A 22,793-nucleotide genomic window follows, 5' to 3' on the forward strand; every position below is an offset into this window, starting at 1 on the left:
CCCCCGCGGGACCCACGGACGACCACGGCGCGGTTCGGGAGTCCGTGATGACGGCTGAGAGGGTGGCCCGCGACGTCGGGGCCACCCCTGACGCACCGGCCGAGCCCCCGTCCGCCGCCGGCTCCGATGCGGTTGCCGGGTCCGATGCGGTCGCCGGGTCCGGTGAGAGTGACGACCTCCGACGCCCGACGGCGGAGGCCGCGACGACGACCGGCGATGCCCGCACCGACGACACCGACACCGACGATGTCGTGAGGCTCGCCGCCGACGCGGCCGTCCATGCCGGCGCCCCCGTGGCTGAGGGCGCGACCACCGATGTCGACCTCCCCTCCGACGACGAGGGCCCTTCGGTCCCGGGACGGATCTCGGTTCCGGCGCCCCCCGGTGCCCCGTTCCCGCGCCCGCCCCACACCCGGGTGTTCACCATCGCCAACCAGAAGGGCGGCGTCGGGAAGACGACCACGGCGGTCAATCTCGCTGCGGCTCTCGCGGCGGGGGGCTCGCGGGTGCTCGTCGTTGACACCGACCCACAGGGAAACGCCAGCACCGCGCTCGGCATCGATCACCACGCCGGGGTGGCCAGTGTGTACGACGTGCTCGTCGAGGACGTCCCCCTCGTCGACGTCGTGCATGAGTGCCCCGACATCCCGGGTCTCACCTGCGTTCCTGCCACGATCGACCTCGCGGGTGCGGAGATCGAGCTCGTCTCGTTCGTCGCGCGGGAGATGCGTCTCAAGCGGGCCGTCGACGCCTACCTGGCCGAGACCTCGGACCCGCCGGATTACATCCTCATCGATTGTCCGCCCAGCCTCGGGTTGCTCACGATCAATGCGTTCGTCGCCGGTCACGAGGTGCTCATCCCGATCCAGTGCGAGTACTACGCCCTCGAGGGGCTCTCGATGCTCCTCCGCAACATCGAGATGATCCGGCGGCACCTCAATCCGGACCTGCGTCTGTCGACGATCCTTCTCACGATGTATGACGCGCGGACCCGGTTGTCCTCCCAGGTGGCCGACGAGGTGCGCAGTCACTTCTCCGAGGAGGTGCTCACCGCGACGGTCCCACGGTCGGTGCGGGTCTCCGAGGCCCCGAGCCACGGGCAGACCGTCATCTCCTACGACCCGGCCAGCACAGGCGCCCTCGCCTACTGTCGTGCCGCTGCAGAACTGGCGACGCGCGGCGCGAACGCCATCGACGAGAGGACAGCAGGATGACGGAACGCAGGCGTGGCCTCGGCCGAGGTCTAGGGGCGCTCATCCCCGACGGGCCGTCCCTGGGCCGTCCGAGCGACATGTTCTTCGCCGACACGGTTTCACGTGAAACGCCCAACGCATCGCCCGCGGTGGACGTGCCGAGACCAATCCCACCCACCGATGCAGGGCCGGGCTCACCGAGCACCGGCGACGTGACTTCGGCTCTCGGCGACGACGGCCTCGATCCCGTCCCCGGGGCGCGGTTCGCGCACGTCCCCGTCGAGAGGATCGTGCCCAACGCGCGTCAACCTCGTGAGGTCTTCGACGAGGACGACCTCGCCGAGCTCGTCGACAGCATCCGTGAGATCGGCGTGCTGCAGCCGGTCGTCGTGCGGCCGGTCGCGGTCGACGGTGAGGAGCGGTACGAGCTCGTCATGGGCGAGCGCCGGTGGCGCGCAAGCCGCGAAGCCGGGTTGCAGGCGGTGCCGGCGATCATCCGGTCGACCGACGACACCGACATGCTGCGCAATGCCCTGCTCGAGAACCTCCACCGCAGCCAGCTCAATCCTCTCGAGGAGGCCGCGGCCTACCAGCAGCTCCTCGAGGACTTCGGCTGCACCCACGAAGACCTCGCTACGCGGCTGGCCCGATCCAGACCGCAGATCACCAACACGCTGCGCCTCCTGCGCCTCCCTCCGCTCGTGGCCCGGCGGCTCGCCGCAGGCGTGCTCACCGCCGGACACGCCCGTGCCCTGCTCGGGCTCGACGACCCTGCGGCCATGGAACGCCTGGCCCAGCGCATCGTCGCCGAGTGTCTCTCCGTCCGGAGTGTCGAGGAGATCGTGGCGCTCGGCGAGGGCGAGGCACCGGCCAAGCGCCGGACGGCGCGCCCGGCCCCCTCCTACCCCGAACTCACCCAGGTGGCCGAGTCGCTGTCGGACCGGCTCGACACGCGCGTCTCGATCAACATGGGGCGCAAGAGGGGAAAGCTGACGGTGGAGTTCGCGTCCGTGGACGATCTGCACCGCATCCTCGACGTCATGGGCGCGGACGACGCGGCGGCGGGCTGATCGACCACCGCGGCGCCGCGGTCTGACCGCGATCCTGTTTCACGTGAAACACGACGAAGCCCGGCTCCATCCATCGGTGGGGCCGGGCTTCGTCGCTGGGAGAGGTCAGCCGATGAACGGCTCGAGCTCACGAAGCAGCTTGGGCTTGGGCTGAGCGCCCACGACACTCTTGACGAGCTCACCCCCGCTGTAGACGTTCAGCGCGGGGATGCCCGTGATGCCGTAGCGCGCCGTGATCGCGGGGTTCTCGTCGGTGTTGAGCTTGACGATCTTGAGCTTGTCGCCGTGCTCGGCGGCGATCTCCTCGAGAATGGGCGCGATCGCCTTGCACGGGCCGCACCAGGGGGCCCAGAAGTCGACGAGCACAGGCCCGTCGTGCTTGAGGACGTCGGCGTCGAAGGTGGAATCGGTCGTGGCAGCAATGGAGGCCATGGGGGGTCCTTTCACGAGGTCTGGTCGATGGTACGCAACGAGGCGCTCGTCCGAGCCGAAGGCGACGAGGTCGAACTCCGGTCGGCTCGCGCCCGAGGTCACGGGGTGGGAGCGAGGCTCCTGGCGTCGAGGTCGGCGAGGTGGCGCTCCGCGTCGAGGGCGGCGGCGCATCCGCTGCCGGCGGCCGTGATCGCCTGGCGGTAGCGGTGGTCGACGAGATCCCCACAGGCGAAGACACCCGGGAGGTTGGTCGCGGAGGTGCGACCGTCGACGAGGACGTAGCCCTCGGCGTCGAGGCGGACCTGGTCGGCGACGAGCTCACTGCGCGGGTCGTGGCCGATGGCGACGAAGACCCCGGTCGCGTCGAGCGTGCGCTCCTCGCCGGTGACGGTGTCGGTGAGCGTCACGCCGGTGACCTTGGCGTCGCCGTGGATGGCGCTGACGGCGGAGTTCCAGGCGAAGGAGATCTTGGGGTCGTCGATGGCGCGCTGGGCCATGATCCGGCTCGCCCGCAGTTCGTCGCGGCGGTGCACGATCGTCACCGAGCGGGCGAAGCGGGAGAGGAAGGTGGCCTCCTCCATCGCGGAGTCCCCGCCGCCGACGACGACGATGTCCTGGTCCCGGAAGAAGAACCCGTCGCACGTGGCACACCACGAGACGCCGTGACCGGAGAGACGCTTCTCGTTGTCGATGCCGAGCTCGCGATAGGCCGAACCCATCGCGAGGATGGCGGTGCGGCTGCGGTAGGTGCGCCCAGAGCCGTCCACGAAGACCTTGATCTCACCGTCGAGCGTCATCTCCACGACGTCGTCGGCGACGAGCGTCGCACCGAAGCGTGCGGCCTGGGAACGCATGTTCTCCATGAGGTCCGGACCCATGATGCCCTCGGGGAACCCGGGGAAGTTCTCGACGTCTGTCGTATTGATGAGGGCTCCGCCGGCGGTGATCGAGCCGGTGATGACCACGGGCGCCAGGCCGGCCCGGGCCGCGTAGATCGCCGCCGTGTACCCGGCGGGACCGGAGCCGACGATGACGACCTCGTGGAGCTCACGGTCGGTGGCGGAGGGCGTCGGGGCGGAGGTGGACTCGGTGGTCACGAATGGATCCTTCTGTCGGAGACGCACGGCACGCGCGTCGAAACGCGCTGCTCAGTCAACCATTCCTGCCGCCCGCTTGTTCCAGCCGGCCGAGGCGTGGCCGACGGAGGTGACGACACGCGGGCGGCGATGCCACCGACGACGTGCGGGTCGCCCGGGCGGGCCGAGGGCGCGCAGGTCCGCCCGCTCAGGGCACGCTCACCGGTCCCACCAGGGGCTTCACGCTGCCCCGGGCGCAACCCGGCGCGAGGACGAGGGCGACCCTGCCCTCGGGGGCGCTCGGCGATGCACCGGCCATCTCGCGGTCCGCCCCCTCCCGACGGTCGGCGAGCACCACGAGAGCCGGCCGGCCCTCGAAGGTGGCGACGTCGAGCACCCCCTGCTGAGCCTGCAGGTCGGCGTGCCCGAGGCACGTTGCGATCGCCTCGCGACTGGGTACCTCTCGGGTCGGCGCCTCTCGAACCGGCCCCCGGGCCTGGACATCGCTCGCGGGGCGCCCGTGGGCCACCGCCTCGATCTGGGCCGCGAAGTGCGCGCGCTCGTAGTCCGTCCCGCTCGTGAGGATGGTGAGTCCGGTGAGGGCGTCCTGCGTGGTGGGCGTGGGTGCTTCCACGGGCTCCGTCTCGTCGAGCTCGAGCATCGCGGCCGGGGCGGCGAGGTCGGGAGCCCGGTCATCGGCCCCGACGGCCGCCCAGGCCTGCTGCGCCTCACGGACGACCACCTCGTCGTCGAGGTGGAGCGCCAGCGCGGCACCAACGACCCCCACGAGGGCCGCGGCGCCGAGCGTCAGGACGACACGGCGGCGCCGGGGCGTGGTGGCGGAGTCGAAGTGGTGGGGGCGTCCGACTGCGGGACGGGGCTCGTCGGCGAGGCTGCGTGAGATGCGAGCGACGAGGTCGTCCGGCGGAGGCCCGGGTTCGGACAACCCGGAGAGGAGGCGTCGGAGTTCGGGGTCGTCCTGGTCACGGTCCCGGCGTCGAGCGCTCACGCGTCCCTCCCATCGGTCGATCGGGCATCCGTCGCGGGAGGCACGGATGGTCCGCGCCTCCCTGCGACCGACGAACGGGACCGCGTCGGAGTTCCCGCCGTGCGGCTCCTGAAGGCCTGGGAGGCCGCGACGCCCGTCCCGCACCCCACCTCGGCGGCCCCCTGACCTTCTTCGTGCCCTCGATGGGCGGGCGGTCTGCCCGCCCGCGACCTCGGCGCTTCGTCGCCTCGTCGTCCCGCGCCCCGCGGCGCTCGGGCACGGGCCGGGTGACGTCCCGGGCGGGCGGTGTCGCCGCCGGGATCAGCTCGCGGCGACCTCGGCGATGATGGCCCGGTAGCGGCCGTCCTCCTGCTCCATCGCCTTGGTCACCCACACGATGACGTAGCGGGCGTCGGCACGGGCGTCCTCGGGCACGTCGACCTGCTGGTCGCCGGTGGCGTCGGAGAACTCGCCGATCTTGGTGCCGGAGTCGATCGATCGGGTCTTGGAGACGTACACCTCGGCGTCCTGGGGCGCGTCGCCGAGGGTGACGGAGACCTGACTCGGCGAGGCGTCGGTGGGCAGCCGGAACGCCAGACCCACGCCACTCTTCTGCGACTGATAGGTCGGGCTCTTGTACCCCTCGGACTGCCAGAACGTCGACGGGTCGCCGTCGGCGGCCCGTCGGGCACCGCCGTCGTTCTCCTTGCCGTCGCCCTGAGGATCGAGGGCCCGGACACCGGTGAAGGTGATACCCGACGTCGTGGGCGAACTCGTGCTCGTCGGCGAGGAGGTCGTGCGGTCGGACGTGGGCGAGGAGGTGCGTCCGGGGGTTGCGGTGGGCGTGTGCGTGGGGGACACCGCCTGTTCCATCTCCTTGACGGCACCCCGGAGCGAGGTCGCCGCGAAGACGACCGCGACGATCAACACCGCGGCGACGACACCGATGACGACCTTGGCGTACCGACCCTCGCTCTCGATGGGTGTGGCGACCAGCGGCGTCGGTGCCTCGAGCGGACCGGTCGAGCTCTCGAGGGCCTCCGGCACGTCGAGGAACCCGGGGTCGCGGCGGCGGGCCGCGATCTCGCGGCGGGCCTCGGCCGCCTGCGCAGCCTTGTCGTGAGCTCGCTGTTCGCGGTGGCTCGGTTTGTGTGCCGTGGGGCGGGGGGGACGCGGTGGGCGCACGGTGGCCGCCTCACCGGCGCCACGAGTGCCGGCGGCTCCGGCGGCGGCACCCGCCGCTGCGGCCGCCGCCCCTGCGGCAGGAGCGCCCATGGCGCCGGGCGCGGCGGCCCCCGTCGCGCCCGCGATCGGACCTCCGACACCGCCACCACGCACCCGGGGAATCTGCTCGGTGGGCGCGGCCAGGCCGGGCCGTGGTGCCACGTGCCGGACGAGGGTGTGCGACCAGGGTCCGAGCCGACGGGCGAGTTCCTCGGGGGTGCGGGGAGCGGCGGAGCGCGTGAACGCGTCCCGGCACAGGTCGTCGAGGTCCGCGGGCACGGCGACGGCGATCTCGGACGGCGGGGCGACGGAGCCGCCGACCCGGGGGGCGGCCTCGAGGCCGGGCACCGGCGTGCGCATCGGCCAGCGGGTCGTCATCGCCGCGTACAGCAGTGCGATGGTGCCGAGGGCGTCGATCCGTTCGGCCTCGGCGTGATCGGGTACCGGTGTGCCCTCGACGGCGGCCGCGGTGGCGAGGCCGGCGATCTTCACGAGGCCGGCCTTGGTGCGACGCACCGCGTGGGGGGTGAGGTGCAGGTGGTGCAGCCCCGCGCGGGCCGCGACGTCGAGCGCGCTCGCGACCTCACCGGCGATGCGGCGTCCCTCCTCCGGGGGCAGCGGCCCCTGGGTGAGCAGGTCGGCGACGCTCGTGGACTCCGACAACGACTCCTCGACGACCCACGCGATCTCGCCGCGCGACCCCACGTCGAGGACCCGGACGAGGCGATGGTCGTTGACGGAGGCGGTGGAGCGGGCCGCCTCGAGCAGGGGTTCGGCGTGGGAGTCGGAGACGGGGAGGACCGTGACGGAGACCTCCCGGCCCAGGGTGCTGTCGGTGGCGGCCCACACCTCGATCGCGCCGAGCGTCGCCCGCCGCTGGCGTAGGGCATACCGGCTCGCCAGGAGACGTCCGGTTCCTACCCCCTGCACGCGCACTCCCCTCGTCGAAGGCTCGCGCCACGGTGACTCCTCCGGGCGAGTTCGGTCTCACGACCGGCGAACTCGCCCGAGGCCCCCGGGCACACGTCTGAGGAAAGTCTAGGCGCCCCGGCTGCGTGCGGGTGACACGCCGCGCAGGCGACGCAGGATCGGCCCGGTGAACTCCTCGACCTCGTCGATGTGCATCCGCTTGGCCGCCGCGAGGTAGAGGGCGACGAATACGGCCCCGCCGAGCAGGAGCGCGAGGACCGAGGAGAGCCACCACCCGTTCGTCGGACCGGGCAGGTAGGGGTGGAGGAGATGACGTGTCGGCCAGGCGATCATCCCGGCGAGAAGACCTGCGGGGACGCAGGCGACGAGGCTGCGGATCCACGTGCGGACGGTGACGTGCAGGTCCATCCCGCCCAGTCGCCGGCTCAGCCACGTGATCCCGACGACCGCGGCGACGACGTTGCTCAGCGCCTGGCCGCCCGCCACGGCCACGGCGCGGTACTCCGAGCTCACCGAGTAGCACAGCAGGCCGGCGAGGACGAACACGCCGGAGTTGACGACCTGCAGCCAGAACGGGGTGCGGGCGTCCTCGTACGCGTAGAAGGCTCGCTGCACGACGTAGAACGCCCCGAAGGCGGGCAGGCCGAGGAGCATCGCCATCGTGATGTATCCGATCGCGTTCGCGGCCTCGATGTAGGCGCCGACGAAGATCGTCGTCGTGAGCGAGGTGGCGAGCACCAGTCCGCCGACCATGACGGGGATGACCGTGGCCCCGACGACGCCGAGTCCGTGGGCCACGTCGCGCCGCACCTCGGGGGTGTCTCCCGCGGCGGCGGCCCGCGACATCGTGGTGAACAAGGCCGTGACGACCGAGACCGTGATGAGACCGTGCGGCGTCATGAACAGCATGAACGCGCTGTCGTAGGGCAGTTTTCCGCTGTCGCCGTTGGCGGCCGAGGTGAGCACGCGGGACTGGACGACGAGGGCGAGCTGGGAGACGACGAGGGCGGCGAACGTCCACATCGCGACGCGGCTGGCGCTGCCGAGGCCGACGCCCCGGAACCCGAACGTCGGGCGGTAGCGGAATCCACTGCGCCACAGCGGGACGACGAGGACGAGGGCCTGCAACGCGACGCCGACGGTGAGCGACCCGGCAAGGAGGGCGATCATCGGCGGCGTGTACTGCTCGGGGTGGCCGAGGTGGCTGCCGTACACGCCGATGAAGGAGCCGAGGCCCACGATCCACACGATGTTGCACAGCACCGGCGCCCAGGAGAACCACCCGAACTGCTCGCGCGCGTTCAGCACCTGACCGAGCACGGCGTAGAGGCCGTAGAAGAACACCGCCGGCATCGCGATGAAGGCGAAGGCGACCGCGAGGTCGTGGCCGGACTGCGGGAAGCCCGCGTCGGAGAACAGGCGGACCAGCGCCGGGACGAGCGGGATGCACACGAGGGTGACGACCCCGAGGCCGACGAAGGCCAGGGTGAGGAGCCGGTCGATGAAGGCCTGACCACCGTCCTCGTGGCGCATCGCCTTGCTGATCTGCGGGACGAGCACCGCGTTGATCGCTCCGCCCGCGAGCAGGAGGAACACCGTGTTCGGCAGGGTGTTCGCGATGCTCCACGCGTCGCCGGCGAGGGTCCGACCGAAGATCAGGACGATGAGGGCCTGGCGTACGACGCCGAGGATCCGGGAGACGAGGCTTCCGGCGGCCATGATCGCGCTGTTGCGCGCCAGGCTGCTCGTGGTGGTCATCGGGTGTCCGTCTCTGCTGGAGGGGCAGGTCGTCGCCGAGTCCCGCGGTGCGTGCCGACCGCCGACGGCGGTACGGTCGCCGGGGCCCGGCGCTGGCCATGGTAGTCGGGCCGGTGGACGCTCGTTCGGCTCCGTGTCCACCTCGGGACGGCGGACCTGTGCCCCGGAGGTCGGGCGCGCCACGGCGATGGTGGGCCGGGCCGGGCTCAGCGGAGGTCGAGACCCTCGAGATCGGCGGCGGCGACTCGCCGTTCGCCGGCGCGGATGGCCCGGAACAGCCCGAACACGAACACGATTCCCACGACCCCGCCGGCGGCGAGCAGCAGCCAACCATTGGTCGGCTGGACCCGCACCCGTACGGTGGCGTCCTCGCCGAGCGGGGTGCCGGCCTGGGTCCGCAGCGAGGCGGTGACGGGCACGACCCCCGCCGCGACGGCTTCGGTGTCGAGCCGGACGGTGGCACGGCTGCGCGGCCGGATCGTGAGCTGCTGCGGCGCGCTGTGGACGATGAGCCTCGGGGGCCTGCCCTGGACGTCGGTGGTGAGCCGCACGTCGCGGACCTCGACGTCGAGGTCGTTGACGACGGTGACCTGAAGCGCGCCGTGTTCGGCGAAGAAGTTGATGGCGCTCGGCACGACCCGGACACCGTCGGACAGTGTCGCCACCCGCGCCGCGAGCTGCTGCCGCGCCTGGGACCAGGCCGCCGGGTGGCCACGCCACCGGGTGGAGACGAGGACCTCGCCCGCGTCGTCCGGCAGGAGGTTGCCGTCGCCGAAGGAGGGTCGCAACCCCTCGGTCGTGTGGGACAACTCCCGGACGTCGTCGAGATTGCGGGCGTCGATGGGCGAGGCCGAACCCTGCGGTGGCGTCGTCGCGTCGATGATGCGCCCCGCCGAGGGCAGGGCGAGCAGGTCGCCGCCGCTGACAGGGGTCACCCACGGCGCCGTGCGCAGCGCCTGGATGGCCCGCGCCAGGGAATCGGGATCGGGATCGAGGGAGCGGTCGGGCAGGAGCATCACGGAGCGCGTGAGCCCGGGCGATTCGGCGAGGAGCGCGACGCTGTCCGCGAGGACACGTTGGGTCACGCTCGAGGTCTGCGCCGGGCCGGAAGCACCGCCGAGCAGCGCCGACATGCGGTCGTCCACGGCGAGGATGCGTCGACCCGCCCCGTCCTCGCGGGCCGCGGAGCCGGTCCGTCCCGCATCGGCGTCGGTGCGGGTGCCTTGCATGATCACGGCCGCGGGGGGCTGGGGCGATGAGGCGGCGATCGCGCCCCTGACCTGGGACGATGCCGTCCCGGCCGGCCAGTCGACGGTCGGGGTCGCGAGCTGTGTCCCGGGCAGTGTCGCGGGTGCCTCGGGCAGGCGCGGAAGCGTGGCGTCGCTCGTCGCGCTCGCGAGGGCCGACACGTCGGGGTCTCCGGGAGGGACGAACCACACGTCCGCGCCGGCGGTGGCCAGGCGCCGCGCGAGGCGGACACCCGGGTCGTGGGGGTCCGTCGCGTCGAGGTCGGCATCGGAGTCGCCGCTGCTCTCGGGGGGACTCGCGGTGGCGCCCGACGGAGTGGTCGTCGGGGTGGTGGTGCCGGAGGGACTGGGCGTCGCGCCCGAGGTCGCCCGTGCCCGAGCCGGGCGCCCGAGATCTCCCAGCAGCGTGGGGTCGACGACGAGCGTCGCGTCCGTGAGTATGCCGGCGGTGAGGATGCGGTCCAGTCGGGAGCCCTCCGCGACCATCCGGGTGCGGGCCTCGAGGCGTTCGGCGGGGTCGGGAGCGAGCACTGCGGGTTGCGGATCGGCCGTGACGGGCAGGGCGACGCCGACACGGAGGGGTTGGTATTCCTTGACCACCTGGTAAGGCAGGAAGCTCGCGACAGGCCGCGCGTCGGGCAGACCGCTCACCGACACGGTGATGGGGAGGACGCCGTACGGTCGCGGCAACCCGAGGCGGTTCGCAGGGATGCGGAGCGCGATCGTGCGCTCCTCCCCCGGCTCGAGGGCGGCGACGGTGGCCCCGGCGGCGCGGGGCAGGCTCGTCGAGGGTTCGGCCGCGTGGTCGGCGACGTCCGCTCGCGTGCGCAGGCGGGAACCGATCCCGACCCGTACGGAGGGATCGACCCGCCGCTGCGTCGTGTTGCGCAGGGTGACGTCCACGGTGACGTCGACACCGGGGGTGGCGATCGTCGGGTCGACGCCGGTGACCGCGATGGCCGGGTCTGCCGCCCGCGGGGCGGCAGGGAGGCTCGCGGACCCGGGACGGGTCGTGGCGGAGCCGCCGTTCCCGTGGGCGGCGGGCGTCGCCGGGGCGGCCGCGACCGTGCCGGGTGCGGCGGGAACGCCCGACATGCCCGGTGTCCCCGGCGCCCCGAGCGAGCCCGGCGGCCCGCCGAGTGCGCCGCCGACGGCGAGGGCGCCCGCCGCGACCGCCGAGGCGAGCGCGCGGGCCGGGACCGCGTGGCGACGCAGCGCGTCGATCGGGTGCCGGTTCATTCCGTCCCGGCCAACCTCTCCCAGGCCAGGCGGGCGATGCGTCGCTCGTTGGGGAACGTGAGGTGCTGATGCACTTCGTGCAGATCGATCCACGCGACGTCGATCGCCTCGTGGTCGGGGTCGTTCTCGACGGTGAGGTCGCCGCCCGTCGCCTCGAGCAGGTAGTGGTGGACGATCTTGTGCACGCGGCGGTCGTGCGTGGAGAACCAGTAGTCGATGGTCCCGAGCGTGACGAGAGCGCGGCCGATGATGCCGGTCTCCTCCGCGACCTCGCGTTCGGCGGTCTCGACGAGGGTCTCGTCGGCCTCCTGGTGCCCCTTGGGGAGACACCACTCGATGCGCCCGGCCCGGTTGCGTCGGGCGATGACGGCGATCCGTGCCCGGCCCTCGACGACGTCGACGACGATCCCCCCGGCGGAGGTCTCCAACACCGCAGGCAGCCGCCGCGTGGGGCGGCCGGGGCGCGGTGGAGTCGTCATCACGCCACTGTAATCAAGGGTGCTGAGTGGAGCCCCGACCCGCGGGGGTCCGGCGCGGTGTCGCCGGCACGGTCATCGTCCACGGACGCACCTGAGCTGGGTCGTCGTGGGGATCGCCGGGTCGTCGGGTGCGGACGACCGCACCGAGGGGGCGGGTCGAGAGGGGGCCCTGGTCACGGGCCCGACGCCCGCGGTGGTCCCGGGTCCGGCCCGTGCCACCGCCGTCGCGTCGTGAGGAGTGGCACCCCCCACGCTGGGGCGGGTGGGCTCGGCGCACCACCGTCGTCCGGGCTGGACCGGGGTGCCCCGGCGAATGATTCACGTGAAACACAGACGCCACCGTCATCACCGTCGCCCATCTCGACCGAGCGGTCGGACGTCGTGGTCCACGCCCGGCGCCGCACCTCGGCGTCGATCGGCGGAAACGCCACACCACCGTCGGCCACGGCGTCGGCCCGCATCGACGTGAAGGTGGGGGCGGCACGTGAGGGTGCGCGTGGGCCGACTGCTCCTACGCTGACCCCATGAGCCGGCATCACGATGACACGAGCAGCGACGACACGAGTAGCGACGACACGTCCCGTCCCGACGACGACGACGCCGCCACCGAGGACCTCGACGAGACCCCTGCGGTGGCAGGCGGGCAGGACGATTCCGCGCCCGCTCAGGGTGAGGGCGAGACCAACTCCTACTGAGGGACACGCGGCGGGCCTCCCCGTCCCCACCGACGACCACCACTGATCGCCGTCGCCCTCGCCCGGCGGTCGGGTCTGTCGGAGGCCGCCGACCCCCGCTTCTCGGCCGGGCGGTGCACCGCCGTGCGGCGTCATCCCGGTGACCGCGTGCGGACCGGGCGCGGCCGCCGATGCCGCCTCGGCGTGAGGGGGGCTCAGTCCGTCTGCACGCCGACGTCGACCGACGGGCCACCGGTGAGGGCCAGGAGCTCGTCGTGAGTGGTCCAGAACATCGCGTGCACGATGCCGGCGCCGGCCCAGACCCGCTCGTAGGCGGCAAGGTCGGCGTCGACGAGCGTGCGCAGGGGGGTGGCGTGGCCGACCGGTGCGCAGCCGCCGACGCGTTGTCCCGTGGCCGCGAGGACGAACTCGGCGTCTGCGCGGGAGAGCCGGGGGACGCCGAGGTGCGCTGCGGCCTTGACGGTGTCGACGCGGTGGGCTCCGCTGGCGAGGACGAGGACGGGCTCGTCACCGGCGCGGAACACGAGGCTGTTGGCGATGGCCCCGACGGGGCACCCCAGCTGCGCGGCGGCCACGGCGGCGGTGGGCACGTCGTCGTCGAAGGTGGTGATCCGGTCGTGCAATCCCGCGGCGGCAAGGGCCGATTCGACCCGGTTCAGGGCGTCGTGATCGGCCATCAGGCGGCGCCGAACCGCGCGGCGGAACGGGCCTTGGCCTTGGCCGCCTCCTCCTCGCGGTTCTTCGGCGGGGCCGAGGTGACCAGCTCCTCCAGGAGACGGTCGACGACGGCGGCGATGTCGGAGACCGCCCTCTCGTAGGCGGACTCGTTGGCCTTGCTGGGCGCGCCCCCGCCGATCTTGCGGACGAACTGCAGGCAGGCCGCGTCGACCTCCTCGCGCGTGGCCGGGGGTTCGAAGTTGTGCAGCTGACGGATGTTCCGGCACATGGGGACTCCTCATCGGTGGCGAGGGCGGTGACGCACCTCGTGGTGACTGGTCGTCGGTGTCGGTCTCGTGTGCGGTGTCGGAGTGGGGGATCCCTGCGGTGCTCGGGCCGCCGGTTCGTGCTCGTGCGAGGTGCTGCTGCCCGACCCGTCGCCACGCCGGGCACCTCCGCGGGGCGGCCGGGAAGGGGGCCCGTTCCCGATTCTCCCCGTCGCAGCCGTCGCGGTCGACGGCCCGGGGCGATGGGCTCGTGAGACGAGGCGGCCGGCAGTCTCCGGTCCGGTCGGTGGTGGCGGACCGACCGGTGGCGGCCGTCGCCGCGCGGCTCGGATCGTCCCGGGGGCAGGACGTGGGGTCGGAGACGTGGGGTTCACGTCGACGGGCGCTCGTAGGCGACGACGCCGGCGCTCACGGCCTCACGCAGGATGCCGGCGACCTGGTCGCGGTGGGTCGTCGGCGCGAAGTGCGTCGCGCCCGGGATGAGGCGGATGTGCGGGTCGCGGCAGGCGGCGGCGTAGTGCCGGGTGTCGATGCGCAGTTGGTCGAGGGATCCGGCGACGAGGTAGACCGGACAGTCGAGCGCGGCGAGCTGCGCGGGGTCGGCGCTCGCCATCGTCGCGGCCCAGGCGGCCGGCAGCGCCGCGTATCCCGCGCTGTCGGGCAGATCATCCGGTGCGGCCCCGAGACCACGCATGACGAGGTTGCTGCCGCGGGCCATGCGCTCGGCCCCGACCATCCCCAGCGCGCGGGCGAAACCGGTGTAGGTGCGCCGGAGCACCGGGTGCCGTTTCGGGTCGGCCATCGCGCCGATGAGCACGAGTGCGTCGACCCGTGCGGGACGTCGCTGGGCGTACGTCGTGGCGACGTATCCGCCGAGGCTGTGTCCGGCGACGATCACCGGGCCCTCCACGTCGGCGGCCTCCGCCACGACCCCGACCGCGGCGTCGGTGGTGAACTCCGCACCGGCACGGGTGCCGTGGCCGGGCAGATCCACCGCGACGATCTCGGCCTCGGGGATCGCCTCCGCGTATCCCGCCCATTGGCGCGAGTCGAAGCGGGTGCCGTGGACGAGCACCAGTCGCGGTCGCATCATCGTCGTCCCTCCTCACCCGTCGTCCCTCCTCACCCATCGCCGCCCTCGTCGGGCTCGTTCCATCGTGCCCCCGGCGATCGCGTGAGGGTGGGCGAGTGGCCGGCCGCTGCGGTGGGCGGGCCTCACCCGGGCGGACGCACCCGGTCCGGGGAGAATGGCCGCCATGACAGTGGATGCCGCACGCGTGGAGACCTACTACCGGCTCGTGGACGCGCACGACGTCGACGGCCTCGTCGATCTGTTCGCCGCCGACGCCGTCTACCGTCGGCCCGGGTACGACCCGCTGGAGGGTCACGAGGCGCTCCGGGCGTTCTACACCGCGGAGCGGGTCATCGAGTCCGGCACCCACACCCTCGACCACCGCGTCGTCGGTGAGGACTCCGTCGCCGTCCACGGCCGCTTCGAGGGCCGCCTGCGCGACGGCTCCTCGGCGTCCCTGCGGTTCGCGGACTTCTACACCTTCGCCCCCGACGGCCGCTTCGCCACCCGCGACACCTTCTTCTTCGCGCCCTTGGTCTGATGCCGAGCCCCGGAGGCGTCCTCCGGGTGTGCGGCCCGGCTGCGTCAGGCCGTCGCGTCTGCGAGGCGGCGTCGACCGCGGGCGAGGGCGGCCTCCACGAGGCTGCCCTCGTGTTCGGTGGCCTCGCCGACGAGGTCGAGGACCCGATCGCCGATGGCGTCGACGGCGTGGGTGAGCTGCTCCTCCGACCAGCCGGTGGCGCGGGCGTGCTCGTGGATCACCCCGCCGGCGTTCGCGACGAAGTCGGGCACGAAGGTGATCCCGCGGGCGAGCAGGGCGGCGTCGATGTCGTCGGCGTCCAGGGTGTCGTTCGCGGCGCCGGCGATGAGGCGGCAGCGCAGGTGGGGCACGATGTCGGCGGTGACGACGCGGGCGACGGCGGACGGCGCGAACACGTCGCAGTCGGTGGTGACGATGTCGGCGACGTCGACCGCCCTGCCGCCGAGCCTCTCGGCCACACCTTCGGCGCGGGTGGGGTCGACGTCCGCGACGACGACGTGTCCGCCCTCCTCGGCGACCAGACGCGCGAGTTCGGCGCCGACCGAACCGACGCCCTGGATCGCCACCCGCACGCCGTCGAGCCCGGGGGTGCCGAGCAGACCCTGCACGCCGGCCCGCATCGCCGCGTGGACCCCGCGGGCGGTCCACGGCGAGGGATCCGCGTCGGCGCAGTAGACCCGCGCACCGCGCGAACGCACGACGGCCATGTCGGCGAGGGTCGTCGCCATGTCGACGCCGGGGATGTACCTCCCCTCCAGGCCGGCGACCGCGTCGCCGAACGCTTCGAAGAGCCGCGTCCGAGCCTCGCCGTGCAGGGACGAACCATCCGCGTTGATCACGGATTTCGCGCCGCCGTAGGGCAGCTCGGCGAGGGCGTGCTTGAACGTCATCGCGTGGGCGAGGCGTTCGGCCTCCTCGACGGCCGCGGCCTTGGAAGCGTAACGGCGCATCCGGACACCGCCGAAACCGGGGCCGAGGGTGAGGTCGTCGAGGGCGATGACCGCCTCGAGCCCGGAATCCGGATCGCTCACCGTGATGGCCTGGGGGAAGGTGTACGGGGCGTGAGGTGTCGCGTCCATGGGCTCACCGTACGGCCCGCGCGATCGGCCGTGGCTCGGTCGTCTGGGGTTCGCGGGCGCCCTACGCCTACCCTTGGTCATCGTGTCCGAGAGTCTTGATGCCCTGCTGCGGCGTGCCACCGGCCGTCTCGCGCCCACGCTGCCCTTGCTGACGGAGCTCGGGGCCGCCTTCACCGACGCCGGGCACGAGGTCGCGCTCGTCGGCGGCCCGGTGCGTGATGCGCTGCTGGGGCGGGAGAGCAGCGACCTCGACCTCACGACCTCCGCGAGGCCCGAGGACACCGAGCGGATCCTCGACGCCTGGGGCGAGGCGACGTGGGACATGGGTCGGGAGTTCGGCACGATCGGGGCCCGCCGCGGCGCCACCGTCGTCGAGGTGACGACCTACCGCGCCGACGCCTACGACGGGCGCACCCGCAAACCCGTCGTCGCCTTCGGGGAGAACCTCACCGAGGACCTCGTGCGGCGCGACTTCACCGTCAACGCGATGGCCCTGCGCCTGCCCGACCTCGAGTTCGTCGACCCGCACGGAGGCCTCGAGGATCTCGCCGCCGGTCGACTGCGCACCCCCGGCCCGGCCGAGGTCTCGTTCGGGGACGACCCGCTGCGGATGATGCGGGCCGCGCGGCTCGCCGCGCAGCTCGGGTTCGACGTGGCGCCGCAGGTGCGGGCGGCGATGGGCGACATGGCCGAGTCGCTCGGCATCGTGTCGGCCGAGCGGATCCGCGACGAGTTCAGCAAGCTCGTCCTCGCTCCCGACCCGGTCACCGGGCTGCGGCTCCTCGTCGACACCGGCCTCGCCGACGTCATGCTCCCCGAGCTGTCGGTGATGCGGGAGACCGTCGACGAGCACCGCCGCCACAAGGACGTCTACGAGCACTCGCTCACGGTGTTGCGGCAGGCCATCGCCCTCGAGGGTGCGCCCGGCGGCCCGGAGGACTCCGTGCCCGCCCCCGACCTCGTGCTGCGACTGGCGGCGTTGCTGCACGACATCGGCAAGCCCGCCACCCGCCGGTTCGAGCCCGGCGGCGGCGTGACGTTCCACCATCACGAGGTCGTCGGCGCGAAGATGACGAACAAGCGCCTGCGTGCGCTGCGCTACGACAAGGACACGATCAAGGCCGTGAGCCGGCTGGTCGAGTTGCATCTGCGCTTCCACGGCTACGGCGACGGGGAGTGGACCGACTCGGCCGTGCGTCGCTACGTCACCGACGCCGGCCCCCTCCTGCAGCGACTGCACCGCCTCACCCGCGCCGACTGCACGACCCGCAACCGCCGCAAGGCCGAACGCCTCGGTCGCACCTACGACTCCCTCGAGGCCCGCATCGAGACCCTCATGGCCGCCGAGGAACTCAAGAAGGTGCGTCCGGAGTTGGACGGTCACGAGATCGGCGAGACCCTCGGCATCTCCCCGGGCCCCGTGCTCGGGCGGGCGTACAAGCACCTGCTCGCGCTCCGCCTCGACCGCGGACCCGTCGGCAAGGACGTCGCCCGCGAGGAGCTGCGCACCTGGTGGGCGCAGCAACCGGAGTCCGCCCGCGACTGAGGCGCCCCACGCGACGCATCCGCATCACCCGGCGTCGATCGGGGAGTGAGACGCCGGTGGTCAAGACGGATGGCGCCGCGGCCGATGGGGAGGGGTCAGGCTCCGTCGTGGGTGTCGTCGGCGGGCCCACAGGGTCTCGGCATACCCTGACCTGCATCGACCCCCGGTGGAAGAGGATCGCGTGAGTTCACCGACCGGACGCATCCGAGTGGTCGCCCCCCCGAAGAAACGGGGCTGGAGGCGGCTGTTCTCGATCAAGACGTGGCTGCTCGTCATCAGCCTCGGTGTGCTGCTCGCCGCAGGACTCGTCGCCGTCGCCTACGTCCTCGTCGACATCCCCGACCCCAATCAGGCCGCACGCAGCCAGACCTCGATCCTCTACTACGCGGACGGCAAGTCGGAGATGGCGCGGATCAGCGCGGTCGACCGGCAGGCGGTGCCGCTGGACCAGGTGTCGGAGCCGATGCAGCACGCCATCCTCGCCGCGGAGGACCGCAGCTTCTACGAGAACCCCGGGATCTCCGTCACCGGCATCGGGCGGGCGGCGTGGGCCATGCTCTCCGGCGGCCCGACGCAGGGCGGATCGACGATCACCCAGCAGTACGTGAAGAACTACTTCCTCACTCAAGACCAGACGTTCTCCCGCAAGGGCAAGGAACTCATCATCTCGCTCAAGGTCGAGCAGGAGTTGAGCAAGGACGAGATCCTCCGCGACTACCTCAACACGATCTACTTCGGCCGCGGCGCCTACGGCGTCGAGGCAGCCTCCCGGGCGTACTTCGACAAGTCCGCCGCCGACCTCGACCTCGCCGAGAGCGCGTTCCTCTCCTCGGTGGTGCGGGGTCCGTCGCTGTACGACCCGGCGAACGGCGCCAAGGCGAAGAAGGCCGTGGCCGAGCGCATGGACTACGTGCTCGACGGCATGGTCGAGCAGGGGTGGTTGTCCTCCACGCGGCGTGGCCGGGTGCGGTTCCCCGAGGTCGTCAAGCCCAAGCAGCGATCGGCGAAGTCGGGCCCGAACGGGTACCTCGTGCAGATGGTCAAGGACGAGCTCGTCGCCAAGGTCGGTCTGACCCAGGAACAGGTCGACATGGGCGGCCTCCGCGTGACGACGACGATCGAGCGCGACAAGCAGAGCGCCGCGATCCGGGCGGTGGAGAACAACCTCCCGACGCCGAAGGTGCGTACCGGTCTCGTGTCGCTCAAACCGGGTGACGGGGCGATCCTCGCCCTCTACGGCGGGGCCAACGCCGTCACCCAGCCGTACAACGCCGCCACCCAGGCGCAGCTGCAGGGCGGGTCGACGTTCAAGATCTTCACGCTCGTCGCGGCCCTGGAGAAGGGCATCAGCACCTCGCGCGGTTACGACGGCAACTCCCCGCGGTACTTCGAGGCCTTCAAGGGCGGGGACAACCCCTACGGGCGGGTGCAGAACTACGGTGACGCCTCCCTGGGGTGGATCGACCTGCGCACGGCGACGGCGAAGTCGTCGAACACCGTGTATGCCCAGGTCAACGTCGATGTCGGGCCCCAGCGCACGGTCGACGCGGCGGTCAAGCTCGGGCTGCCGCAGAACACCCTCGGTCTCGACGACAACCCGGCCAACGTCTTCGGGACGGCCTCCCCGCACGTCATCGACATGGCCGGCGCCTACGCCACCCTCGCCGCGGGCGGGGTGCGGGCCGAGCCGTACCTCATCCGCAAGGTCGAGGCCGTCCAGGGCGTCTCGGACTCCGTCGATGGGTACACCGCCCAGCCGGTGACCGAGCAGGTACTCGACAAGGACGTCGTCGCCGACACCGTCGACGCCATGCGTCAGGTCGTCGAGCGAGGGACGGCGCAGAAGGCGCAGGCCATCGGGCGCCCGGCCGCCGGCAAGACGGGCACGACGGACGAGAACCGCGCGGTGTGGTTCGACGGGTTCACCCCCGAGATCGCCACCGCGGTCGGCATGTACCTGCCCGACGCCGAGGGCAACGCGATCCCCATGCGGGGTGCCGGTCTCGGCAGCGGGGTCACGGGTGGCTCCTATCCGGTCGACATCTGGACGGCCTACATGCGCGTCGCCGTCCAGGGCATGCCGTACTCGGACTTCCCGCCGCGGGCGGGCATCGGCCGGCAGGACGACGGGGGTGAGGAGCCCGGGTCGACCGCCGAGCCGACCCAGCCCGAGCAGACGCAGGAGTGGGTGCCCGCACCGCCGCCGGTCGAACCCACGCCGCAGGAGACGTGGAGTCCCACCGACGTCCCGCCGCCGCTTCCGACGGAGGAGGACACCCCCGGTGACCTGGGCGACGGCTTCGGCGATGGCGACGGCGGGGGCGACGGAGTCGGTGACCAGCCGGGTGGCGATCAACCGCAGGGGCAGGGGCAAGGACAGGGGCAGGGCCGGGCCCAGGGCCGCGGCGGGGGGCAGGGCTCCGGAGGCCACGCGGGGTTCGCCCCGCGGCGGGGCGACGGCGGTCGGGCGCGCACCGGGGGGCAGGGCTCGGAGGTCCCGGCACCCGGCTCGAGCGGCACGTAGCCTTCGGTCATGTCCTCGATCGCGACGCCGCCGCCCGCTCCGGCCGAGTCCGACACGATCGCGCGGCTCGCGACCGGTGCCCTCGGGGGGCCGCGCGGGCGGTACGCGGTCTCGCCGCTCTCCCGAGCCTCGCGGTTGCTGCTCGCGGGGTTCCTCTGCCTGGGGGCCTCCCTCGCGGTCCTGCTGGGATTCCTGCAGAAGAGCTACTGCCTGAGGTACGGCTGGGGTGCGCCGCAGGTGTACTTCAAGGCCTGTTACTCCGACCTGCCGGCCTACGCGGGCACGATCCCCCCCTCCGGCGGACTGCCGTACGCGAGCGGTTCGGCGCTCTCAGAGCCACTCGGCACGGGGGTCGCGCTGCGATTGCTTGCCGCGTTCGTGCCGAGTGACGGATTCGCCCGCCAGCAGGGGATGTTCGTCGCCTGGGCGATCGCGGCCGCCGTGCTGCTCGTGCTCACCACGGTGGTCACGCTGGCCACGTGTCGGGCCCATCCGGCCTGGGCGGCCCACGTCGCACTGAGCCCGATCATCGTCACCGCCGCCCTCGTCTCGGTCGACCTCGTCGGCGTCGCCCTGACGTCGGTGGCGTTGTGGCTGTGGAGCAGCCGTCGGCCCACGGCGGCCGGTGTCGTCCTCGGCCTGGCGATCACCACCCGCACCTACCCGGTCCTCGTGCTCGTGGTGCTCGGGGTTCTCGCGCTGCGAGCAGGGGTGATGCGTCGATGGGCGCGTACGGCCGGGGTCGCGATCATCACGACGGTCCTGCTCCTCGGGGTCGTCGCCGTGTTCCTTCCCGGGGTCCTCACCCCCTACCTCGCATGGTTGGGCGCGTCGGCGCAGCTCGGATCTCCTTGGTACCTCGCGACGCTCGCGGCCAAACCCGTCCCGCTCGGGGTGCTCACCCTCGCGGCGATGATCGGCTGGGTGCTCGCGGTGGGCGTGGGGGCGTTGGTCGCGCTCGCGGCGCCCGCCCGTCCGCGGATCGGTGAAGTCGCCATCGTCGTCGTCGTGCTCGTCCTCGTCACCGGCAAGTCGTTGCCGCCGCAGTCCTCGTTGTGGCTCATCCCCCTCGTCGCCCTCGCGGGACTGCCGTGGCGCGATCACCTCGTGTGGGCGACCACCGAGATCTGCTACTTCGTCGCCGTCTGGCTCTACCTCGGCGGACTCGACGACGTCACGGCGGCCCTGCCCGCGAGCTGGTACGGCGTGTTCCTCGTCCTGCGTGTCGGCGGGTTGTTGTGGCTCGCCGCCGCCGCGACCCGGCAGGCCATGACCCGCGCCCCCCACTCGGCCCTCGACGCGGCGCTCGGCCGGGAGGACGACGACGCGGCCGGACCCATGCACGCCCGTCGCGACGCTGTCGTCGTCCGGTACGAGCGCTGACGGCGCCTGCGCGGGAGCCACGACCCGGCGCCGTTTCCCTGGGGACACGCCGTTCCCGCGGCGCGTCATCCCGTCAGCCCCGTCGCGTGCCCGGTGCACGATTCGGCCCTCGTCACCGCGACCGGTACGCTGGAGGTATCTCGCGCTGCGCGCGCCATGTCGTCATGCGCCATGTGGTGGTGCCACCACGTCCTCGGGGTCCTTCCGACCCGGTCGACGCGGCCGACCGACAGGGCTGTTCGACGCGGGGGGTCGACGTCCGTCGATCTCTCCGGCGCAGTCGAGACGCTGCAACCCTCCTGTCACGGAAGGACCGTGACCGCCAAGACCGAAGGAGGTGGGTTACCCGCATGCGTCAGTACGAACTCATGATGATCCTCGACCCCGAGGTGGACGACCGCCAGGTCGCCCCCACGCTCGAGCGATTCCTCACCGTCGTCAAGAACGACAAGGGCACCATCGACAACATCGACCTCATGGGTCGTCGTCGTCTGGCCTACGACATCAAGAAGAAGTCCGAGGGCGTCTACGTCGTCGTCAACTTCACCGCGGAGCCGGCCACGGCCAAGGAGCTCGACCGTCAGCTGGGCCTCAGCGAGCAGGTGCTGCGCACCAAGCTCCTGCGTCCCGAGGCGGCCTGAGTCTCCACGCACCGCTGATCGACCGCTGATCCACCCGGCCCGGCCACGGGCCGGTGCCCCACCCACGCGAGAGGATCCCTCCATGGCAGGCGAGACCGTCATCACCGTCATCGGCAACCTGGTTGCCGACCCGGAGCTGCGCTTCACCCCTTCGGGTGCGGCGGTCGCGAACTTCCGCATCGCCTCCACCCCTCGGACGTTCGATCGTCAGACGAACGAGTGGAAGGACGGTGAGGCGCTGTTCCTCACCTGCTCCGCGTGGCGTGACATGGCCGAGAACGTCGCCGAGTCCCTCACCCGGGGTTCGCGCGTCATCGTCTCGGGTCGTCTGAAGTCTCGGTCGTACGAGACCAAGGAGGGCGAGAAGCGCACCGTCATGGAGCTCGACGTCGACGAGATCGGCCCGTCGCTCCGGTATGCCACGGCGAAGGTCGCCAAGACCTCTCGTGGTGGTGGCGGTGGCGGCGGCTTCTCCGGTGGTGGCGGCGGAGGGTACTCCGGCGGCGGCCAGCAGGGCGGCGGCAACGCCGGCGGCTGGGGCGGCGGCGGTGGTCAGGGCGGTTCCCGTCCCGACGCCGACCCGTGGGCCCAGGGGCCGAGCGGCGGCGGCGGTGGCGGCCAGCAGGGCGGCGGCAACGCCGGCTGGGGCCAGGCACCGTCGTACGACGAGCCTCCCTTCTGATCGGTCCCGCCTGCCGGTCCACCTCGTCGTTCCCCGAGACCCGTTCTCGG

Annotated in this window: 20 protein-coding genes; 9 read left to right on the top strand and 11 right to left on the bottom strand. The window is 72.5% G+C overall.

Annotated features, from left to right (window positions below; genetic code table 11):
• Positions 1-47: 47 nt before the first annotated feature.
• On the top strand, positions 48-1,214 hold the full coding sequence (locus RT054_RS12490) for a ParA family protein (protein ID WP_313024015.1): 1,167 nt from the start codon (positions 48-50) through the stop codon (positions 1,212-1,214).
• A complete protein-coding gene (locus RT054_RS12495; RefSeq protein WP_313024017.1) occupies positions 1,211-2,263 on the top strand; it encodes a ParB/RepB/Spo0J family partition protein in 1,053 nt (350 codons plus the stop codon). Before RT054_RS12490 ends, RT054_RS12495 begins: the two co-directional genes overlap by 4 nt.
• A gap of 105 nt (positions 2,264-2,368) precedes the next feature.
• Here RT054_RS12495 and trxA read toward each other — a convergent pair whose 3' ends face one another.
• The 7 genes from trxA to RT054_RS12530 form a co-directional block, all read right to left on the bottom strand.
• Positions 2,369-2,695, bottom strand: a complete 327-nt coding sequence (gene trxA / locus RT054_RS12500; RefSeq protein WP_312721231.1) for a thioredoxin — start codon at positions 2,693-2,695, stop codon at positions 2,369-2,371.
• Between the two features lie 98 nt (positions 2,696-2,793).
• Positions 2,794-3,792: a thioredoxin-disulfide reductase gene (trxB, locus tag RT054_RS12505; RefSeq protein ID WP_313024021.1), complete on the bottom strand. Its 999-nt coding sequence runs from the start codon at positions 3,790-3,792 to the stop codon at positions 2,794-2,796.
• A 187-nt stretch (positions 3,793-3,979) separates the two neighbouring features.
• Entirely contained in the window at positions 3,980-4,780 is an 801-nt protein-coding gene (locus RT054_RS12510; RefSeq protein WP_312720793.1) for a hypothetical protein, read from the bottom strand.
• 300 nt (positions 4,781-5,080) lie between these two features.
• Positions 5,081-6,913 (bottom strand): protein kinase family protein, encoded by a 1,833-nt coding sequence (locus RT054_RS12515; RefSeq protein ID WP_313024023.1) that lies wholly within the window; start codon positions 6,911-6,913, stop codon positions 5,081-5,083.
• Between the two features lie 108 nt (positions 6,914-7,021).
• Positions 7,022-8,671, bottom strand: a complete 1,650-nt coding sequence (gene murJ, locus RT054_RS12520) for a murein biosynthesis integral membrane protein MurJ (RefSeq protein WP_313024024.1) — start codon at positions 8,669-8,671, stop codon at positions 7,022-7,024.
• Between the two features lie 206 nt (positions 8,672-8,877).
• Positions 8,878-11,157, bottom strand: coding sequence for a DUF6049 family protein (locus tag RT054_RS12525; protein WP_312720796.1), 2,280 nt, complete (start codon positions 11,155-11,157; stop codon positions 8,878-8,880).
• Positions 11,154-11,636: an NUDIX hydrolase gene (locus RT054_RS12530; protein ID WP_312720798.1), complete on the bottom strand. Its 483-nt coding sequence runs from the start codon at positions 11,634-11,636 to the stop codon at positions 11,154-11,156. The genes RT054_RS12525 and RT054_RS12530 overlap by 4 nt, the downstream gene beginning before the upstream one ends.
• 524 nt (positions 11,637-12,160) lie before the next feature.
• On the opposite strand from RT054_RS12530, the gene RT054_RS12535 reads away from it, so the two are divergent.
• Entirely contained in the window at positions 12,161-12,331 is a 171-nt protein-coding gene (locus RT054_RS12535; RefSeq protein ID WP_312720799.1) for a hypothetical protein, read from the top strand.
• A gap of 194 nt (positions 12,332-12,525) precedes the next feature.
• On the opposite strand, the gene RT054_RS12540 is transcribed toward RT054_RS12535, so the two are convergent.
• The 3 genes from RT054_RS12540 to RT054_RS12550 form a co-directional block, all read right to left on the bottom strand.
• Entirely contained in the window at positions 12,526-13,008 is a 483-nt protein-coding gene (locus RT054_RS12540) for a YbaK/EbsC family protein (protein ID WP_313024028.1), read from the bottom strand.
• Positions 13,008-13,277, bottom strand: a complete 270-nt coding sequence (locus tag RT054_RS12545; protein ID WP_313024030.1) for a DUF2277 domain-containing protein — start codon at positions 13,275-13,277, stop codon at positions 13,008-13,010. Before RT054_RS12545 ends, RT054_RS12540 begins: the two co-directional genes overlap by 1 nt.
• Positions 13,278-13,645: 368 nt before the next feature.
• On the bottom strand, positions 13,646-14,368 hold the full coding sequence (locus RT054_RS12550) for an alpha/beta hydrolase (protein ID WP_313024034.1): 723 nt from the start codon (positions 14,366-14,368) through the stop codon (positions 13,646-13,648).
• A gap of 163 nt (positions 14,369-14,531) precedes the next feature.
• Between RT054_RS12550 and RT054_RS12555 the strand changes: the two genes are divergently transcribed.
• Complete coding sequence (locus tag RT054_RS12555; protein WP_312720806.1) at positions 14,532-14,888, top strand: nuclear transport factor 2 family protein; 357 nt, start codon at positions 14,532-14,534, stop codon at positions 14,886-14,888.
• A 44-nt stretch (positions 14,889-14,932) separates the two neighbouring features.
• Here the strand turns inward: RT054_RS12555 and RT054_RS12560 are convergent, their stop codons facing one another.
• Positions 14,933-15,967 carry a Glu/Leu/Phe/Val dehydrogenase dimerization domain-containing protein gene (locus RT054_RS12560; protein WP_313024037.1) on the bottom strand — a complete coding sequence of 345 codons (1,035 nt, stop codon included), beginning with the start codon at positions 15,965-15,967 and terminating at the stop codon, positions 14,933-14,935.
• Between the two features lie 82 nt (positions 15,968-16,049).
• Here RT054_RS12560 and RT054_RS12565 point away from each other — a divergent pair, with 82 nt between their 5' ends.
• The 5 genes from RT054_RS12565 (at position 16,050) to RT054_RS12585 (ending at position 22,743) form a co-directional block, all read left to right on the top strand.
• A complete protein-coding gene (locus RT054_RS12565) occupies positions 16,050-17,513 on the top strand; it encodes a CCA tRNA nucleotidyltransferase (protein ID WP_313024040.1) in 1,464 nt (487 codons plus the stop codon).
• 181 nt (positions 17,514-17,694) lie between these two features.
• Positions 17,695-20,037, top strand: a complete 2,343-nt coding sequence (locus RT054_RS12570) for a transglycosylase domain-containing protein (RefSeq protein ID WP_313024042.1) — start codon at positions 17,695-17,697, stop codon at positions 20,035-20,037.
• Between the two features lie 9 nt (positions 20,038-20,046).
• Positions 20,047-21,420: a glycosyltransferase family 87 protein gene (locus RT054_RS12575; protein ID WP_313024044.1), complete on the top strand. Its 1,374-nt coding sequence runs from the start codon at positions 20,047-20,049 to the stop codon at positions 21,418-21,420.
• 350 nt (positions 21,421-21,770) lie between these two features.
• A complete protein-coding gene (gene rpsF / locus RT054_RS12580) occupies positions 21,771-22,061 on the top strand; it encodes a 30S ribosomal protein S6 (RefSeq protein WP_312720814.1) in 291 nt (96 codons plus the stop codon).
• An 82-nt stretch (positions 22,062-22,143) separates the two neighbouring features.
• Positions 22,144-22,743 carry a single-stranded DNA-binding protein gene (locus tag RT054_RS12585; protein ID WP_312720815.1) on the top strand — a complete coding sequence of 200 codons (600 nt, stop codon included), beginning with the start codon at positions 22,144-22,146 and terminating at the stop codon, positions 22,741-22,743.
• Positions 22,744-22,793 lie beyond the last annotated feature (50 nt).

It is taken from the genome of Mobilicoccus sp., assembly GCF_032060985.1.
Taxonomy (GTDB): domain Bacteria; phylum Actinomycetota; class Actinomycetes; order Actinomycetales; family Dermatophilaceae; genus Mobilicoccus.

Bases quoted from the DNA above. Each gene is read 5' to 3' on its own strand.
- rpsF (WP_312720814.1), top strand. From the start codon at position 21,771: ATGCGTCAGTACGAACTCATGATGATCCTCGACCCCGAGGTGGACGAC.
- RT054_RS12575 (WP_313024044.1), top strand. From the start codon at position 20,047: ATGTCCTCGATCGCGACGCCGCCGCCCGCTCCGGCCGAGTCCGACACG.
- RT054_RS12535 (WP_312720799.1), top strand. From the start codon at position 12,161: ATGAGCCGGCATCACGATGACACGAGCAGCGACGACACGAGTAGCGAC.
- RT054_RS12490 (WP_313024015.1), top strand. From the start codon at position 48: ATGACGGCTGAGAGGGTGGCCCGCGACGTCGGGGCCACCCCTGACGCA.
- RT054_RS12550 (WP_313024034.1), bottom strand. From the start codon at position 14,368: ATGATGCGACCGCGACTGGTGCTCGTCCACGGCACCCGCTTCGACTCG.
- RT054_RS12545 (WP_313024030.1), bottom strand. From the start codon at position 13,277: ATGTGCCGGAACATCCGTCAGCTGCACAACTTCGAACCCCCGGCCACG.
- RT054_RS12525 (WP_312720796.1), bottom strand. From the start codon at position 11,157: ATGAACCGGCACCCGATCGACGCGCTGCGTCGCCACGCGGTCCCGGCC.
- trxA (WP_312721231.1), bottom strand. From the start codon at position 2,695: ATGGCCTCCATTGCTGCCACGACCGATTCCACCTTCGACGCCGACGTC.
- murJ (WP_313024024.1), bottom strand. From the start codon at position 8,671: ATGACCACCACGAGCAGCCTGGCGCGCAACAGCGCGATCATGGCCGCC.
- RT054_RS12495 (WP_313024017.1), top strand. From the start codon at position 1,211: ATGACGGAACGCAGGCGTGGCCTCGGCCGAGGTCTAGGGGCGCTCATC.
- RT054_RS12555 (WP_312720806.1), top strand. From the start codon at position 14,532: ATGACAGTGGATGCCGCACGCGTGGAGACCTACTACCGGCTCGTGGAC.
- RT054_RS12560 (WP_313024037.1), bottom strand. From the start codon at position 15,967: ATGGACGCGACACCTCACGCCCCGTACACCTTCCCCCAGGCCATCACG.
- RT054_RS12530 (WP_312720798.1), bottom strand. From the start codon at position 11,636: ATGACGACTCCACCGCGCCCCGGCCGCCCCACGCGGCGGCTGCCTGCG.
- RT054_RS12585 (WP_312720815.1), top strand. From the start codon at position 22,144: ATGGCAGGCGAGACCGTCATCACCGTCATCGGCAACCTGGTTGCCGAC.
- RT054_RS12540 (WP_313024028.1), bottom strand. From the start codon at position 13,008: ATGGCCGATCACGACGCCCTGAACCGGGTCGAATCGGCCCTTGCCGCC.